Source organism: Streptomyces sp. cg35, from assembly GCF_050410835.1.
Lineage (GTDB): Bacteria > Actinomycetota > Actinomycetes > Streptomycetales > Streptomycetaceae > Streptomyces.
Window position 1 is genome coordinate 4,892,963 of sequence record NZ_CP191268.1, and the last position, 16,185, is coordinate 4,909,147.

Annotated in this window: 14 protein-coding genes, 1 tRNA gene and 1 pseudogene; 10 read left to right on the forward strand and 6 right to left on the reverse strand. The window is 73.2% G+C overall.

The features are described from left to right. Window positions 1-36: 36 nt before the first annotated feature. The 8 genes and pseudogenes from ACQUQD_RS22315 to ACQUQD_RS22350 all read left to right on the forward strand — a co-directional run bounded on the left by ACQUQD_RS22315 (window position 37) and on the right by ACQUQD_RS22350 (window position 9,725). Entirely contained in the window at window positions 37-594 is a 558-nt protein-coding gene (locus tag ACQUQD_RS22315; RefSeq protein WP_428953894.1) for a GNAT family N-acetyltransferase, read from the forward strand. After that, on the forward strand, window positions 594-2,060 hold the full coding sequence (locus ACQUQD_RS22320) for an ABC transporter substrate-binding protein (protein ID WP_428953895.1): 1,467 nt from the start codon (window positions 594-596) through the stop codon (window positions 2,058-2,060). The genes ACQUQD_RS22315 and ACQUQD_RS22320 overlap by 1 nt, the downstream gene beginning before the upstream one ends. Next, complete coding sequence (locus ACQUQD_RS22325; protein ID WP_428953896.1) at window positions 2,057-3,817, forward strand: ABC transporter permease subunit; 1,761 nt, start codon at window positions 2,057-2,059, stop codon at window positions 3,815-3,817. The genes ACQUQD_RS22320 and ACQUQD_RS22325 overlap by 4 nt, the downstream gene beginning before the upstream one ends. A 53-nt stretch (window positions 3,818-3,870) precedes the next feature. After that, entirely contained in the window at window positions 3,871-5,130 is a 1,260-nt protein-coding gene (locus ACQUQD_RS22330) for an MFS transporter (RefSeq protein WP_428957626.1), read from the forward strand. A 4-nt stretch (window positions 5,131-5,134) separates the two neighbouring features. Beyond that, window positions 5,135-5,539, forward strand: a complete 405-nt coding sequence (locus tag ACQUQD_RS22335) for a PPOX class F420-dependent oxidoreductase (protein WP_428953897.1) — start codon at window positions 5,135-5,137, stop codon at window positions 5,537-5,539. Window positions 5,540-5,585: 46 nt separating this feature from the next. Beyond that, the gene (cysS, locus tag ACQUQD_RS22340) at window positions 5,586-6,986 is read left to right on the forward strand and encodes a cysteine--tRNA ligase (protein WP_428953898.1); all 1,401 of its coding nucleotides are present in this window, start codon (window positions 5,586-5,588) and stop codon (window positions 6,984-6,986) included. Between the two features lie 85 nt (window positions 6,987-7,071). Further along, window positions 7,072-8,022, forward strand: coding sequence for a 23S rRNA (guanosine(2251)-2'-O)-methyltransferase RlmB (gene rlmB, locus ACQUQD_RS22345; protein WP_428953899.1), 951 nt, complete (start codon window positions 7,072-7,074; stop codon window positions 8,020-8,022). 93 nt (window positions 8,023-8,115) lie between these two features. Then, window positions 8,116-9,725: pseudogene (locus ACQUQD_RS22350) on the forward strand (DoxX family protein). A gap of 74 nt (window positions 9,726-9,799) precedes the next feature. Here the strand turns inward: ACQUQD_RS22350 and ACQUQD_RS22355 are convergent. From ACQUQD_RS22355 to ACQUQD_RS22365, 3 genes are all read right to left on the reverse strand, one after another. After that, window positions 9,800-10,555, reverse strand: coding sequence for a nucleotidyltransferase family protein (locus ACQUQD_RS22355; RefSeq protein ID WP_428953900.1), 756 nt, complete (start codon window positions 10,553-10,555; stop codon window positions 9,800-9,802). A 55-nt stretch (window positions 10,556-10,610) separates the two neighbouring features. Beyond that, entirely contained in the window at window positions 10,611-11,069 is a 459-nt protein-coding gene (locus tag ACQUQD_RS22360) for a hypothetical protein (protein ID WP_428953901.1), read from the reverse strand. Window positions 11,070-11,266: 197 nt separating this feature from the next. Further along, entirely contained in the window at window positions 11,267-12,403 is a 1,137-nt protein-coding gene (locus ACQUQD_RS22365; RefSeq protein ID WP_428953902.1) for an ABC transporter ATP-binding protein, read from the reverse strand. A gap of 225 nt (window positions 12,404-12,628) precedes the next feature. On the opposite strand from ACQUQD_RS22365, the gene ACQUQD_RS22370 reads away from it, so the two are divergent. Next, window positions 12,629-12,702 (forward strand) — tRNA-Thr (locus ACQUQD_RS22370). A gap of 23 nt (window positions 12,703-12,725) precedes the next feature. Here the strand turns inward: ACQUQD_RS22370 and ACQUQD_RS22375 are convergent. Beyond that, a complete protein-coding gene (locus tag ACQUQD_RS22375) occupies window positions 12,726-13,142 on the reverse strand; it encodes a nuclear transport factor 2 family protein (RefSeq protein ID WP_428953903.1) in 417 nt (138 codons plus the stop codon). A 92-nt stretch (window positions 13,143-13,234) separates the two neighbouring features. Continuing rightward, window positions 13,235-14,656, reverse strand: a complete 1,422-nt coding sequence (locus ACQUQD_RS22380; RefSeq protein ID WP_428953904.1) for an NAD(P)/FAD-dependent oxidoreductase — start codon at window positions 14,654-14,656, stop codon at window positions 13,235-13,237. Window positions 14,657-14,799: 143 nt separating this feature from the next. On the opposite strand from ACQUQD_RS22380, the gene ACQUQD_RS22385 reads away from it, so the two are divergent. Next, window positions 14,800-15,528 carry a DsbA family protein gene (locus tag ACQUQD_RS22385; RefSeq protein WP_428953905.1) on the forward strand — a complete coding sequence of 243 codons (729 nt, stop codon included), beginning with the start codon at window positions 14,800-14,802 and terminating at the stop codon, window positions 15,526-15,528. On the opposite strand, the gene ACQUQD_RS22390 is transcribed toward ACQUQD_RS22385, so the two are convergent. Next, entirely contained in the window at window positions 15,506-16,168 is a 663-nt protein-coding gene (locus ACQUQD_RS22390) for a rhomboid-like protein (protein ID WP_428953906.1), read from the reverse strand. The genes ACQUQD_RS22385 and ACQUQD_RS22390 overlap by 23 nt on opposite strands. Window positions 16,169-16,185: the final 17 nt, after the last annotated feature.

Consider the following 16,185-nt stretch of genomic DNA (forward strand, 5'->3'; position numbering starts at 1 on the left):
GGCAGGTGTCCGGTCGTGGTGAGGCAGTGTCAGGCAATGGGTGAATACGTGATCCGCGTGGCCGGTGACGGCGATGTGGACGGGGCCCGGGCCGTCATGCTGGACACCGTGTACCGCGATCTGAGGTCCGGGTACGTGCCGCGCTGGCACGCCGACATCATCGACCCGGCCACCGCCTATCTGCGCCCCGAGCGGTGCACCCTGCTCGTCGCCGAGCACGTGCCGAGCGGGGAGATCGTCGCCACCGGCGGGGTGCGCGACCGCGGCCCGGCCGCGCCGCCCAACCCGCAGTGGGTCGCCGACCGCTTCCCGTCCGGCAGCACCGCCCAGCTGTGCCGCATCTACGTACGCCCCGAGCACCGGCGGCACGGACTGGCCCGCGCCCTCGTGCGCGAGCTGACCGACTTCGCCGCGGCCGTCGGCGGATACGAGCGGCTCTACCTGCACACCGACCCGGCCGTGACCGGCGCCGAACCGTTCTGGCGGGCCCTCGCCCACGAGGTCTGCGACGAGCGCGAGCTGCCCGGCGGCGGCCAGGGCATCGTCCACTTCGAACTGCCGCTGCCCGCGCCGGTCCCCGTGCCCGTCGCCTGATGCGCCGCCGCGGCTTTCTGCTGGCGGCGGCCGGGATCGGGCTCACCAGTGCCTGCGGTTCGTTCACCGGCACCGCGCGCGGCGGCCGGATCGCCGTCGACCTCGCCTTCGCGCCCACCCAGGGCCTGTCCCCGTACGGCGACGACGGGCTGCTGCTCAGCCGGCTCGCCGTCGTCGACGGGCTCACCCGCATGGACACCGACGGGGTGATCCATCCGGCGCTGGCCGCGAAGTGGACCCGTACGGGCTCCAGGACCTGGGAGTTCACGCTGCGCCGCGCGCGGTTCCAGGACGGCCGGGACGTCACCGCGCCGGCCGTCGTCGGCGCGCTGCGGGCCGCCGGGCGGGCCGAGGTGCGGCCGCGCGTGCTCAGCGACGTGGAGCTGACCGCGAGCGCGGTGGGGGAGCGGACCGTGCGGATCAGCACCGGCGCCGCCGATCCGCTGCTGCCCGCACGGCTCGCCAACCCGTCCCTCGCCGTCTTCTCCCCGGCCGCGTACGGGAAGGACGGCGCGGTCGACCCCGTCGGCCACGCCACCGGCCCGTTCGCGCTGACGCGGCTGAACGGCGCGGTGTCCGCGACGCTCGACCGGTTCGACGGGCACTGGGCCGGGAAGGCGGCGGCGCGCGGCGTCGACGTCACCTTCGTCGCCGACAACAACGCCCGCGCCAACGCGCTGCGTTCGGGCCAGATCGAGCTCGCCGAGTTCGTGCCCGCCGCGCAGGCCCTGGTCCTCGGCGACCGGGCCCGCAAGGTCGCCACCGTGCGCACCACCACCCTGTACCTGAACACGCGGACCGGGCCGCTCGCCGACGCCGGGCTGCGGGCCGCCGTGCGCGAGGCCATGGACACCTCGGCGCTCGCGCGCAGCGTCTACGAGGGGTACGCCGAGCGCGCCACCGGCCTGCTCGGCCCCGGGTTCGCCTGGGCCGACGGCAAGCAGCTCCCGGTCACCGGCCGCGCGAAGGCGGCGACGCCGCGCGGGCAGCGCCTCACGCTCGCCACGTACACCAACCGGGCCGAGCTGCCCGAGGTCGCCGCCGCGCTCCAGCAGCAGCTGGAGCGGGCCGGGTTCCGGGTGCGGCTCGTCGTCAAGGACTACGCGCGCCTGGAGGCCGGGGCGCTCGACGGGGACTACGACGCGTTCCTGATGTCGCGCTCCACCGCGCTCGACACCGGCGACCCGGTCTCGTACCTCGCCTCCGACTTCACGAGCGGCGGCAGCTTCAACATCTCCCAGCTGCGCGATCCGGCCGTGGACGCCGCCGTGCGCGCGGCCGCCGGGCTCGCCGGGACCGAACGGCAGCGGGCCGTGCTCGCCGCCGAGGCCGCGATCCTGCGCACCGACGCGGCCGTGCCGGTCGTCCACGAGGAACATCTGCAGGGCGTCGGCGCCGGGGTGCGCGGAGTCGTCCTCGACCCTTACGAGCGACAGTTCGTCGGTCTGGAGACGCGCTCCGCATGAAGACCGCGATCGGACGGGTCCTCGCCGCGGGCGGACTCCTCGCCGTCACCGCGCTGCTGCCCTGGCTGACCCGCACCGACCCGGCGCTGACCGTGCTGCACGCGCGCTACGGCGACGCGCCCACGACCCCGCGGCAGCTCGCCGAGGTGCGCGATCAGCTGGGCCTGGGGGAGGGCCCGTTCACCTTCCTCGGGCAGTGGCTGCGCGGCCTGGCGCACGGCGACCTCGGCGCCTCCTGGGTGACCGGCGCCGACGTCGGCGCCGACGTGTCCGCCGCCTTCGGGGTGTCGGTGTCGCTGATGGCGTACGCGATGGTGGTCGCCGTCGTCGTGGCCGTCGCCCTGTGCCTGCCGCCGCTGCGCCGCGGCGCCACCCGGCCGCCGAACGGGGTGGGCGCCGGGATCCTCGCCGCGCTCCCCGAGTTCCTGCTCGCCTCCGTCCTCGCGACGCTCTTCGCCGTACGGCTCGGCTGGTTCCCCGCGCAGGGCTGGCAGTCGCCCGCCTCGGCCGTGCTGCCGGCGCTCGCCCTCGGCATCCCCGCGGGCGCCGTCCTCGGGCGGCTCGGGCAGGACGCGCTGCCCGCCGCGTTCGCCGAACCCTGGGTGCGGACCTGGCGGGCGAACGGCATGCCCCGCGCGCGCATCGCCCGGCACGCGGCGCGCCGCGCCCTGCCCGCGGTGCTGCCGCAGGCGGGCCTCACCGTGGTCGGCCTGACCGGCGCCGCGGCCGCCGTCGAGGCCGTCTACGCGATCCCGGGGCTCGGCGGCACCGCCGTCGCCGCGGCCCTCGACCTGGACCTGCCGCTCCTGCAGGGCTGCCTGATCGTCCTCCTCGCGCTCGGGGTGACGGCCGCCGTCGTCGTCGGGCTCGTCCGGCGGCGCCTGCTCGGCCCGGCCCTGAAGGCGGGGGCGCTGCCCGGCCTGGCCCCGCAGCGCGGCGGCGGGCCCGCACGGCGGTACGCGGCCGGGGCCCTGGCCGTCGCGCTCCTCGCGGTGATCGTGTGGGGGCTGACCCGCGACCCGCTCCAGGTCGACCTGGCCGCGCGGCTCGCCCCGCCGTCCGGCGCGCACCCCTTCGGCACGGACGCGCTCGGCCGGGACGTGCTCGCCCGGCTCGGACACGGCGCCCTGCGCACCCTCGCCGTCGCGGCGGCGGTGTGCGCGGCGTGCTTCGTCGCCGGGGTGGCCCTGGGCCTGGCCCGCTGGACCGCGGGCCTCACCGAGGTCGCCAACGCGCTGCCCGCGATCCTCGCCGGGCTCCTGGTCACCGGTCTCTTCGGCGCGGGCATGACCGGGGCGGCCGTCGCCGTCGCCGCGGTCGGCTGGGCGCCGCTCGCCGCGCACACCGCGGCCCTCGCCGAGACGGAGCGGGCCTCCGGCCACGTCGAGGCCGCCCTCGTGCACGGCGCCGGGCCGTGGCACATCCTGCGCCACCACGTCCTGACCGGGGTGCTGCCGCCGGTCGCCCGGCACGCGGCACTGCGCCTGGCCCCCACGACCCTGGCCCTCGCCTCCCTCAGCTTCCTCGGCCTCGGCACCCAGCCGCCCGCCCCCGAATGGGGCCGCCTCCTGATGGAGAACCTGCCGTACGCGGAACGGGCGCCGTGGTCGGTCCTGGCCCCTGCGGCGGCGCTGGCGTGCGTCGGCGCGATGGTGGCGCTGGCCTCGGCTCCCCAGGGGCGCGGGGAACGGCGCGGCAGGCCACGACGGCGCCGCACCCGACGGACGACCGGACCCGCCACGGCGAACCGCCCGTGAACCGGGCCCACCCGAGACGGCTGCGCATCGGCGACCTGAACGCCTACCTGTTGATGCTGACCGTCACCCAACTCTGCTTCAACCTCGGCTTCTACGCCGTCCTGCCCTACCTCGCCACCCACCTCACCGACGGCATCGGGCTCGCGGGCTGGGCGGTCGGCCTGGTCCTGGGCCTGCGGACCTTCAGCCAGCAGGGCCTCTTCGTCGTGGGCGGCGCGCTCACCGACCGGTTCGGCCCGCGCCCGGTGGTGCTCGCGGGCTGCGCCCTGCGCATCGCCGGATTCGTCTGGCTCGCGTTCGCCGCCACCACGGCCACCGTGGTCGCAGCGGTCGTCCTCGTCGGGTTCGCCGCCGCCCTGTTCTCCCCGGCCGTCGAGTCGGAGACGGCCCGCGAGGCCGTCCGCCACGAGCGCGCCACCGGCCTCCCGCGCGCCCACGTCCTCGGTGTCTTCTCGGCCGCCGGGCAGGCCGGCGCGTTCCTCGGACCGCTGCTCGGCACGGCCCTGCTGTTCGCCGGGTTCCGCGCCGCGTGCCTGGCGGGCGCCCTGGTCTTCGTCGCCGTCCTGGCCGGGCACGCCCGCCTCATGCCGCGCCGGCAGCCCGAACGCGCCCGGCCCGCCGCCGCTGCCGGGGCCGTCCGCGGCCTCTTCACGCGCCCCCGCTTCCTCGCGCTCTGCCTCGCGTACAGCGGCTACCTCATCGCCTACAACCAGCTCTACCTGGCCCTGCCCGTCGAGCTCACCCGCACCACCGGCTCGCAGGACGCGGTGGGCCCGCTGTTCGCCCTCTCCTCCCTGCTCGTGGTCGGCGCCCAGCTGCCCGTCACCCGCTGGTCGGCGGGCCGCCTCGCCCCGCGCACCGCGCTGACCCGGGGACTCGTCCTCGTCGCCGCCGGATTCGCGGCGGTCGCGGCGAGCGCCGCCTGGCTCCCGCGGCACGGCGCGTACGCCCTGGCGCCCGCCTGCGCCCTGGTCGTCCTGCTCACGCTCGGCCAGATGCTCCTGGTCCCCGCGGCCCGCGGCCTCGTCCCCGACCTCGTCGACGAACGGCACCTCGGCCTCGCCACCGGCGCGCTCTCCTCCGTCTCCGGGCTCGCCGTGCTCGCCGGCAGCGCCGCCACGGGCGCGCTGCTCACCCTGCCCGCGCCCGCGCTCTGGTCGGCGCTCGCGGCGGTTCCGCTGGCCTCGGCGGTCCTGTCCCGGTGGGTGACACCCGCGCGCAATCGGCGGCGAAATGCCGCGGCGCCCCGGGGTGTTCCCGCAGGATCGGGTACGCGTCAACCGACCCCCGAGAAGTCCTCCGAGAAGGAGTGAGCACATGTCCGCCCAGCTGTCCGACGAGCTCAAGGCACTGCTCGACAGCAAGGTCTTCATCAACGTCGCCACCATCCAGCCCGACGGAAGCCCCCAGGTCTCCCCGGTGTGGGTCAAGCGCGACGGCGACGACGTCCTGTTCTCCACGACCGTCGACCGCCGCAAGGAGAAGAACCTGCGCCGCGACCCGCGCGTGACGGTCCTGGTGCAGCCCGCCGACAACCCGTACACGTACGCCGAGATCCGCGGCACCGCCGACATCACCACCGAAGGCGGCCAGGAGCTCATCGACGAGCTGTCCCTCAAGTACACCGGCAAGAAGTACGCCGAGTTCAACCCGACGTCCGCCGACGACGCCCAGCGGGTCGTCGTACGGGTGAGGGCACGCAAGGTCGTCGGCAGGCTGTGACACCGGCGGGCCCATGGCACCCCTCCGGGCCCACTACCCTGGAGGGGTGACTATTCGCCTGTACGACACCAGCGCCCGGCAGATCCGTGACTTCACCCCGCTCACGCCGGGCTGTGTCTCGATCTACCTGTGTGGCGCTACCGTCCAGGCGGCCCCGCACATCGGGCACATCCGGTCGGGACTGAACTTCGACATCATGCGCCGCTGGTTCACGTACCGCGGCTACGACGTGACGTTCGTGCGCAACGTGACGGACATCGACGACAAGATCATCAAGAAGGCGGCCGAGCAGAACCGGCCGTGGTGGTCGATCGGGTACGAGAACGAGCGGGCGTTCAACGACGCCTACACGGCGCTCGGTTGCCTGCCGCCGACGTACGAGCCGCGCGCCACCGGCCACGTCACCGAGATGGTCGAGATGATGCGCGGCCTCATCGAGCGCGGCCACGCGTACGAGGCCGACGGGAACGTCTACTTCGACGTGCGGTCCTTCCCCGGCTACCTGGAGCTGTCGAACCAGGAGCTGGACAACCTGCTGCAGCCCGAGAGCGAGGGCGAGACCGGCAAGCGCGACCCGCGCGACTTCGCCATGTGGAAGTCCGCGAAGCCGGGCGAGCCGAGCTGGGAGACGCCGTGGGGCCGGGGCCGGCCCGGCTGGCACCTGGAGTGCTCGGCGATGGCCCACAAGTACCTGGGCTCCGCCTTCGACATCCACGGCGGCGGCATCGACCTGATCTTCCCGCACCACGACAACGAGATCGCGCAGGCCAAGGCTTTCGGCGACGAGTTCGCGAAGTACTGGGTGCACAACTCGTGGGTCACGATGTCCGGCGAGAAGATGTCGAAGTCGCTGGGCAACAGCGTCCTCGTCTCCGAGATGGTCAAGCACTGGCGGCCCATCGTGCTCCGGTACTACCTGGGCACCCCGCACTACCGCTCCACCATCGAGTACAGCGAGGAAGCGCTGCGCGAGGCCGAGTCGGCGTTCGCGCGCATCGAGGGCTTCATCCAGCGCGTGGCGGAGAAGGCCGGCGGGGTCGTCGACCCGGCCGACGAGGTGCCGCCCGCGTTCGCCGAGGCGATGGACGACGACCTGGGTGTCCCGCAGGCCCTGGCCATCGTGCACACCACGGTCCGGCAGGGGAACTCGGCGCTCGCGGCCGACGACAAGGAAGCCGCCGTCGCCCGCCTCGCCGAGGTGCGCGCCATGCTCGGCGTCCTCGGCCTCGACCCGCTCGACCCGCACTGGGCCGGCGAGGGCGACCGCGGCGAGGACCTGCACGGCGTCGTCGACACGCTCGTCCGGCTCGTGCTCGACCAGCGCGAGTCGGCCCGCGCCCGCAAGGACTGGGCCACCGCCGACGCCATCCGCGACCAGCTCGGCCAGTCCGGCCTGGTCATCGAGGACAGCCCGTCGGGGCCGCGCTGGTCCCTCGGACCGCGCTGACATCCGGTGAATGTGCCGCCCGCGCGATCGGGCGGCACACTTCATAGACGTACACCGACACATTCACGTAAGAGACAGGTAGGTCATGGCCGCCAACAACAACCGCCGCATGTCCGGCAAGAAGGGCGCGCAGGTCGGCAGTGGCGGCCAGCGGCGCAAGGGCCTGGAGGGCAAGGGCCCGACCCCGCCCGCCGAGGCACGCAAGGGCCACAAGAAGAACCGCATCGCCAATGCCCAGGCCAAGCAGGCCGCCCGCCGCCCCTCCAGCCGCACCGGCGGCCCGCGCGGCAAGTCGGCCTCCGAGATGGTCGTGGGCCGCAACCCGGTCGTCGAGGCGCTGCGCGAGGGCGTGCCCGCGAGCACCCTGTACGTGCAGCAGTTCATCGACAACGACGAGCGCGTGCGCGAGGCGCTGCAGCTCGCCGGTGAGCGCGGCGGCATCCACCTGATGGAGGCCCCCCGCCCCGAGCTCGACCGCATGACCAACGGGCTCAACCACCAGGGCCTCGTCCTCCAGGTCCCGCCGTACGAGTACGCGCACCCGGAGGACCTGGTCGCCGCCGCCTACGACGAGGGCCAGGACCCGCTGATCGTCGCGCTCGACGGGGTCACCGACCCGCGCAACCTCGGCGCGGTCGTCCGTTCCGTCTCCGCGTTCGGCGGGCACGGGGTCGTCGTGCCCGAGCGCCGCGCGGCCGGGATGACCGCGGGCGCCTGGAAGACGTCGGCGGGCACCGCCGCGCGCACCCCGGTGGCGCGCGCGACGAACCTGACGCGCGCCCTGGAGCAGTACAAGAAGGCCGGCGTCGCCATCGTGGGCCTGGCCGCGGACGGCGACCACGAGATCGGTGACCTGGAGGCACTCAGCGGCCCGGTCGTCATCGTGGTCGGCAGCGAGGGCAAGGGCCTGTCCCGCCTGGTCGGCGAGACGTGCGACTTCCGGGTCCGCATTCCGATGCCGGGCGGCGCCGAGTCGCTGAACGCCGGTGTCGCGGCGGGAGTCGTGCTGTACGAGGCGGCGCGCCGCCGCGCCTGAGCCCTCCGTCCGGTCCGGGCCCCATGACCTTGACGGGGCCCGGACATTTCGGTGCGGTCAAGGCAGTGTCCTAAACACACATCACTCGGTTAGATGAGTGTGGACACCAGAACGCCCCGCACACCCTCGGGGGACCGCTCGTCGGGATTCGACGACGCTCCCGCGCTGAGCATGGTGAAGGTTCCGTGCGACCCGGCGCAGGTCATCGTCAACCACGCGAGTTTCCGCGTGCAGCTTCCCAGGGCGCAGCAGACGCAACTCCCGCGCATCGCACGGCACATGAACGCCCTGCGCGTTTCCGGAGCCGACGCGGCGACCACGCGCGTCCCTGTCATCACGGCCGCGGGCACCCCGGGTGCCCGGCGGCGCCGCGTCGTCATGAGCGGCGGGGACCTCGCCGCCAGCGGCCTCCTGCAGTCCGCGCGGCGCGCGGGCGAGCCGGACGACGGCGGTGCCACGCAGGTCATCCCGCGCGTCGACCTCGACCGCGACCTCGCCGACGACCTCGATCTGTACGACGGTGAGCCCACCGCGCAGACGCCCGTCGTCGGGCAGGGCGGCGACGGCCCCCGGATCCTGCCGCAGCAGATGCGGCAGGCGGGCAGCGCTTTCGAGGAGACCGGCGAGCTCGACCGGCTCCCCTACGACGACGAGGAGTTCGACGGACCCGACGACGAGTCGGAGCAGGAGACCACCGCCGCCCGGCGCTACGGCCCCGTCCGGCACGCCTACTACCCCGGACGCCGGATGAACCTCGGCGTCGTCCTCCTTCCGCTGCGCGTCTTCCTCGGATTCATCTCCATCTACGCGGGCATGGGCAAGCTCTGCGACCCCGTCTACTTCGACGGCGGCGAGCGCGGCTCGCCGAGCCGATGCGCGACTGGGCGCTCCAGCACCCGGTCGGCGCCGGACTCGTCATCGCGTTCCTGCAGGTCATCGTCGGTGTGCTCACCGTCCTGGGCCTGTGGCAGCGGGTCGCCGCCGTGTTCGGCGCGCTGCTCTCGGCCGCGCTGCTGCTCACCGTCAGCTGGAAGACCGTCCCCGTCTACGACGCGCCCGACATCATCTACCTCGCCGCCTGGTCGCCGCTGATCATCGCCGGTGCCCCGGTCTACTCGATCGACGGACGGCTCGCGGGCGGTGCCTGGCGGCGGCTCGGACCGCGCACCGCCCTGTGGGACCTGCGCCGTTACGTGCTGCGCCGCGGCACGGTCATCGCGACGCTCGTCATCGGTGGCACGCTGCTCATCGGCTCGCTGCTCGGCGGTGCCGTCCGCGACGCCGACCGGGTCACCGCGCCCGGCCCCGGCGACGCCCCGCGCAACGAGCTGCCCGGCTCCCCGCTTCCCTCGGAGCCCGGCAAGAAGCAGCGCCAGTCCACGAGCCCGTCGGCGGCCGAGTCGTCCCCGACGCAGGGCACCACGGCGAGCCCGTCCGGCGCGCCGAGTGCGCCCGGCGGTGCCGCCCGGGAGACCGCCGGCACCACCGGCGCGGGCACCACGCCCAGCCAGACGCAGGGCACCACGGCCGGTCAGGCCCCGCCGCAGCAGACGACGCCGCAGCAGCCCCCGGCCAGCACCGGTGGCGCGCCGACGTCCGGCGGTACGGGCACCGGCGGCACCTCGGACGGCGGCTCGTCGTCCGGCGGTTCCGACGGTGGCGCCGACAAGAAGCCGGGCCTGGTGGGCGGCATCCTCGGCTGATCCGGTTCCTCCCGTACGGCGACGGGGCCCGCACGATTCTTGTGCGGGCCCCGTCGCCGTATGCGTCTCGGAGGTCAACGCCCCAGCGCGGACAGCTCCTTGGCGGCCTCTCTGAGGTCCTTCGCCGTGTCGATCGCCCGCCAGTACGCGCCCTGCGGGATCGGGAAGCCGGCCAGGCTCTTGGCGCGGGCCAGGCGGGGGAACGTGGTGCGTTCGTGGTCGCCGAGGTCCGGGAGCAGGGACGCGAACTCGGGGGAGAAGACGTACAGGCCGGCGTTGATGAGGAACGGCGACGGCGGGGCCTCGACGAAGTCGGTGATGTGGCCGAACGCGTCCGTCTCGACGGCTCCCCAGGGGATGCGCGGCCGGGCCAGTGCCAGGGTCGCGGTGGCCTCGCGCTCGTGGTGGAAGTCGGCCATCTCGCGCAGCGAGAACCGGGTCCAGATGTCACCGTTCGTCGCGTACCAGGGGCGGTCCTGGTGGGGGAGGTGCGCGGCCGCGAACTTCAGGCCGCCGCCGCGGCCCAGCGGCTCCTTCTCGACGACCGTCGTGACGCGCAGCGGCAGCTCGGCCTCCTCCAGCCACTCCTGGAGGACCTCGGCGAGATGGCCGCAGGAGACGACCGCGTCGGTGACGCCCTCCTCGGCGAGCCAGGTCAGCTGGTGGCCGATGATCGGCGTCCCCGTGCCGGGGATCTCCACCATGGGCTTCGGCCGGTCGTCGGTGTACGGGCGCAGGCGCGAGCCCTGGCCGCCCGCCAGGACGACGGCCTGCGTGGGGCGGTGCGGATACGAGTGCGGGCCGTGCGCGGCCGGTTCAGCGGTCGTCATGACCGGAACTGTACGTGCGCACGGCCCGCCGGGGCTGTCGCGAGCTCATGGGCGCTCAGGCGCGGAAGCCGGCCACCCCCGAGGCGAAGGAGGTGTCGCACACCGGGCGGGCGTACCCCTGCGCGCGGGCCGGTCCGTACGCCTGCACGGCGGCGCGGCCCAGGGCCTTCGCGATCGACATGCAGTGCTTGGCGAGCGAGGGACGGCGGTCGATCTCCTGCTGGAGATGGGTCAGCGCGACGCCGGGGTTCTCCTCCTGGAGTTCCTGGAGGAGACGGTCGCGCAGGATGTCCTGGGGGGCGCGCGACTTGGCGCGCGCGGAGACATCTTGTGAGGAAGCCGTGAGGATGGAGTCCGAGGAGCTCCCGGACCAGTTGACTCGGGTGACCGCGAGCGTCCCGGAGAGCACCAGCATCACCGGCAGGACGAACGCGAGCGTGCGGGCGGCGCGGCGGGCGGGGCCCCGGCCCCGGGCTCGGCGCGGCTTCTGGGTGTAGTTAGCGGAGTGCGTCACGCGAGTGAGCGTAGCGGTCGGTGATGATTTGGCGACATTTAGTCACTCGACCGAGCGACGGACAACTACGTTTCTTTGCCTAGGCGTTGACGCCACTGGCCTAAATGTCTTATTTGCCGGGGTATTTGTCGACAACGTGGGCGTACGCACAGGGCCCCGCGCCGAAGCGCGGGGCCCTGCGGGCGACTTCGGAGGTGTCAGTCGGAGAGGCGCTCGCCCGTCGACGTCGAGAACACGTGGGTCTCGCCCGGACGCGGCACGACGTGCAGCTGGGCGCCCTTCTCCGGCACCTGGCGGCCGTTGACCCGGACGACCAGGTCCTTGTGCTCGCCGCCGACCTGCGCGGCACCGTAGACATAGCCGTCGGCGCCGAGCTCCTCCACCACGTTCACGGAGACCGCGAGGCCCGCCGGAGCGTCGCTGGCGTCCTTGGTGAGGGTCTTCGCGGCCTCGCCACCGTGCTCGACGATGTCGAAGTGCTCCGGGCGGACGCCGACCGTGACGGTGGTGTCGCCCTTGTCGGAGGCGGCCTTGAGGGCCTCACGGCTGACCGGGACGACCGAGTTGCCGAACTTCACGCCGCCGTCGGTGATCGGGACCTCGACCAGGTTCATGGCGGGGGAGCCGATGAAGCCGGCGACGAAGAGGTTGGCCGGGCGGTCGTACATGTTGCGCGGCGAGTCGACCTGCTGGAGCAGACCGTCCTTGAGGACCGCCACGCGGTCGCCCATCGTCATGGCCTCGACCTGGTCGTGGGTGACGTAGACGGTGGTGATGCCGAGGCGGCGCTGCAGCGACGCGATCTGCGTACGGGTGGACACACGGAGCTTGGCGTCGAGGTTCGACAGCGGCTCGTCCATGAGGAACACCTGCGGCTCACGCACGATGGCGCGGCCCATCGCCACACGCTGGCGCTGACCGCCGGAGAGGGCCTTCGGCTTACGGTCCAGGTACTCGGTGAGGTCGAGGATCTTCGCGGCCTCCTCGACCTTCTGCCGGATCTCCGCCTTGTTCACACCGGCGATCTTGAGCGCGAAGCCCATGTTGTCGGCGACGGACATGTGCGGGTAGAGCGCGTAGTTCTGGAACACCATGGCGATGTCCCGGTCCTTCGGCGGCAGGTGCGTGACGTCGCGGTCACCGATGCGGATCGCTCCGCCGTTGACGTCCTCGAGACCCGCGAGCATGCGCAGGGAGGTCGACTTTCCGCAGCCGGAGGGACCGACGAGGACGAGGAACTCGCCGTCCTCGATCTCGATGTCCAGGCCGTCGACCGCGGGCTTGGTGGAACCCGGGTAGACGCGGGTCGCCTTGTCGAACGTGACAGAAGCCATGGCTGTGAAGCCCCCTTCACCGGCAGGAACGTGCCGGACGATCCGTTGTAAAGGTGGGGCCGCCACGGCTGCTGCCGCAGCGGCGTGAAGCACTGGTTTAGTCCACGCGGGTGAACTGATCGGACCGTACCCGGGGGGTGGCCGGTCTGTCAGTAGGTCGGGACCTGTGAGATTCGCCGAAATTTTCGAGGGGCAGGGTTCCGGGTTGGTTACACTGCTCGGGCTGCCTCCTTAGCTCAGATGGCCAGAGCAACGCACTTGTAATGCGTAGGTCGTCGGTTCGAATCCGACAGGGGGCTCTCTTTCTTCCCCGCCCGGGCGGTCACAGGCCGAACAGGACCTCTCCCACGTGCCGGGTGTCCGCGTACTCCCGTACCTCGGTGATCTTTCCGCCGCGCACGGTGTAGACGCCGAGGCAGCGGTTGTCGTAGCGCCTGCCGGTGGCCGCGTCGCCCTCGGCGTGCCATTCGGCGACGACCTTGTCGCCCTCGGCGATGACGCCGGTGAGGGTGACGGTGGGGGTGGAGCCGGGGGCGAAGAGGGTGCCGGTGGCCTTGCCGAGGAAGTCCTCGATGATCGTGTCGCGGCCCTTCCAGGTGCCGGTGAGCGGCAGGTCGTGGCCGGGGTAGATCCAGACGGCGTCCTCGGCGAACGAGTCGGTGATGACGGCCAGGTCGCCGGCGGCGACGGCTTCGACGTAGCGGATGACGACGGCCTTGGGGGTGAGGTCTGTGTTCATGCCCGCAGTCAAGCGCCCGCGGGGGCGGGGCGGCCAACAACTGCCGTACCCCCGCGACAACTTGGGGTTGTCGCGGGAGGTGGCAGGCGGTTTCAGTGGCGTCCCGCGATCCGGTCCGCGACCTTCGCGAGGCGGGAGGAGTCCGCGGTGTGCGTGGTGAGTTCGCGGCGGTCGGCCGCGTAGTACGTGGCGTACATGCCGTGGACGCCGAGCCAGCGGAAGGGCTCCGGCTCCCACTTGCGGACCTTGTGGTTGACCCAGGGCAGGGTGGTGAGGTCCGTGGAGCCCGACTGGCCGGAGTCCTGCTGGACCAGGTCGCGCAGGGTGCGGGCGGCCAGGTTCGTGGTGGCGACGCCCGAGCCGACGTAGCCGCCCGCCCAGCCGAGGCCCGTCGAGCGGTCCAGGGTGACCGTGGCGCACCAGTCGCGCGGGACGCCCAGGACGCCGGACCAGGCGTGGGCGATCCCGACCCCGGTGAGCTGCGGGAAGAAGCGGGTCAGGATCTCGGTGAGGGCCTCGATCGTCTGGGGCTGGGTGCGGCCGTCGCTGTCCGTGCGGGAGGCGAAGCGGTAGGGGAAGCCGCGGCCGCCGAGCGCGATGCGGTCGTCCGCGGTGCGCTGCGCGTACATGTAGGCGTGGGCCATGTCGCCCAGGGTCTCCCGGCCCTCCCAGCCGATCGACTCCCACTGGGCCGCCGTCAGCGGCTCCGTGGCGATCATCGAGGAGTTCATCGGGAGCCAGGTGCGGCGCTGGCCCTTGAGGGAGGCGGTGAAGCCCTCCGTGCAGCGCAGGACGTACGGCGCGCGGACCGTGCCGTAGGGGGTGACCGCGTGCTTCGGCTTGATCTCGGTGACCGGCGTCGACTCGTGGATCGTCACGCCGAGGTCCTCGACCGCCCGCGCCAGGCCCTTGAGGAGCTTCACCGGGTGCAGGCGCGCGCCGTGCGGGGTCCAGGTGGAGCCGACCGCGCCCGCCACCCGGATCCGGTCCGCCGTCTCGCGGGCGCCGTGCAGGGTGCGGTCCTTCTCGCCGTACGAGAGCTCCGTGGCGTGGAAGGCCTTGAGGCGGGCCAACTGGGCCGGTGTGTACGCGACTTCGAGGACGCCGCCGTGATGGATGTCCGCGTCGATGGATTCGGCCTTCGCCACGTCGATGACCTCGGTCACCGTGTCGTTCATCGCCTGCTGGAGGCGGGCCGCCGCCTCGTGGCCGTGCAGGGCGGCGTAGCGGTCGCGGCCCGCGATGCCGTTGTAGAGCCAGCCGCCGTTGCGGCCGGAGGCGCCGTAGCCGCAGAACTTCTGCTCCAGGACCGTGATGCGGAGGAAGGGGGCGGCCTTCTTGAGGTAGTACGCCGTCCACAGCCCCGTGTAGCCGCCGCCGACGATGACGACGTCGGCGCTCGCGTCGCCCGACAGGGGCTCGCGGGCGAGGGGGATGCCGTCGTCCGCGTACCAGAACGATATGCCGCCGTTGGCCGGGCCGCCCCCGCCGCTGATGCTGTTCGCGCTGCTCATGGCGGTGGACGTTACTGCGTGGGGCGGGGTTCGCGGCAGGGGGGAGAGGGCGTTGGTCCCGCGGGGTCGGGCCGTTCGGCGGGTGGACGCGGGCGGAGCCGTGCGTAGGTTGGACGGATCCGGCTGGTTCAGGAGGATTTGGTATGAGGCTCGCGGTGCGGGGTGCGGTGACGGCTGCGGTCGTGGTGGGGCTCGGGTCCGGGCTCGCGGCCTGCGCGTCGGGCGGCGGCAGCTCTTCCTCGGGCCCGGCGCGGCAGACGGTCACCGAGGTGCGGGCCGTCGACGACTCCGCCGGGCTCGCCGGGCTGCCCGCGCGCGCGGACGGGGCCGTCATCACGGTCGGCGACGCGGACGCGCCGCACACGGTCAAGGTGTACGAGGACGCGCGCTGCCCTTTCTGCAAGAAGTTCGAGGAGGGCGGCGCGCGGGCGCTGGTGAGACCGGTGGCCGACGGTGACGTGAAGATCGAGTACACGATCGCGTCGTTCCTCGACAAGAACCTGGGCGGTTCGGGCTCGGTGAAGGCGGCGAACGCGCTGCGCGCCTCCGTGGACGCGGGCAGGTTCGCCGAGTTCCATGCCGCCGTCTTCGCCAACCAGCCCGAGGACGAGTCCGACGACGCCTACACGGACGGCTTTCTGCTGAAGATCGCGGGCACCGTGGACGGGCTGCGCGGCGCCGCCTTCGACAAGGCCGTGCGCGACGGGTCGTACGAGAAGTGGGTCGGCGACGCGATGCGGGCCTTCCGCGACGACGGGGTGCAGGGCACGCCGGCCGTGACGATCGACGGGAAGAAGGCCGGGGGCGGCGAGGACGCGATGTACGACCGGGCGTCGTTCGCGGCCGTGCTCAAGCGGGCCGGGATCTCCTAGCCGGGCGCAGCGGGTTCCAGGGTTCGCCGCGGCCCCGCGTCAGCGGGTAGCAGGCCAGGCCGATCAGGACCGACGTGAAGTGGCCCAGGTCGGTGAACGTGCGGCCCGTGACGAGCGGAGCGCCGTAGACGACGAGGACCACCGCCAGATACGCGTACCGCCAGGGCGACGCGATGCGGTACGTGAGGACCGCGACGACGCCCGCCAGCGCGTAACTCACCCCGACGTCAAGGGTGTTCACCGAGGACGTGGGCGCGTGGCCGTGCCGGACCGCCCACAGCAGGGCGCCCTCGCTGATCAGCGTCGCGAGGGTGTGCGCGGCCGCGGCGACCGCGAGCCAGCGGGCCGTGCCGAGCCAGCGCTCCGCCTGCGCGTGGAAGACCGTGTAGAGCACGGCGTACGGCCACCAGCTGCTGCCGTCGATCCAGAACGCCGAGGAGACCAGGACCCGGATCGGGTTCTTCGACAGTTCGTGCAGGTTCGTGGAGCGCTGGCGCAGGAAGTCCTGCTCGAACTCCGGGCTCATGTGGTGCACGGCGACCGTCGTGACGAAGAGCGCCGCCAGCCAGAGGTACGTGCCGGGGGCGCTGCGCAGGTACGACCACACGGACGAGCCCGCGCGGCGGAAAAAATGACGCATGGTCGATTCAGGCACGC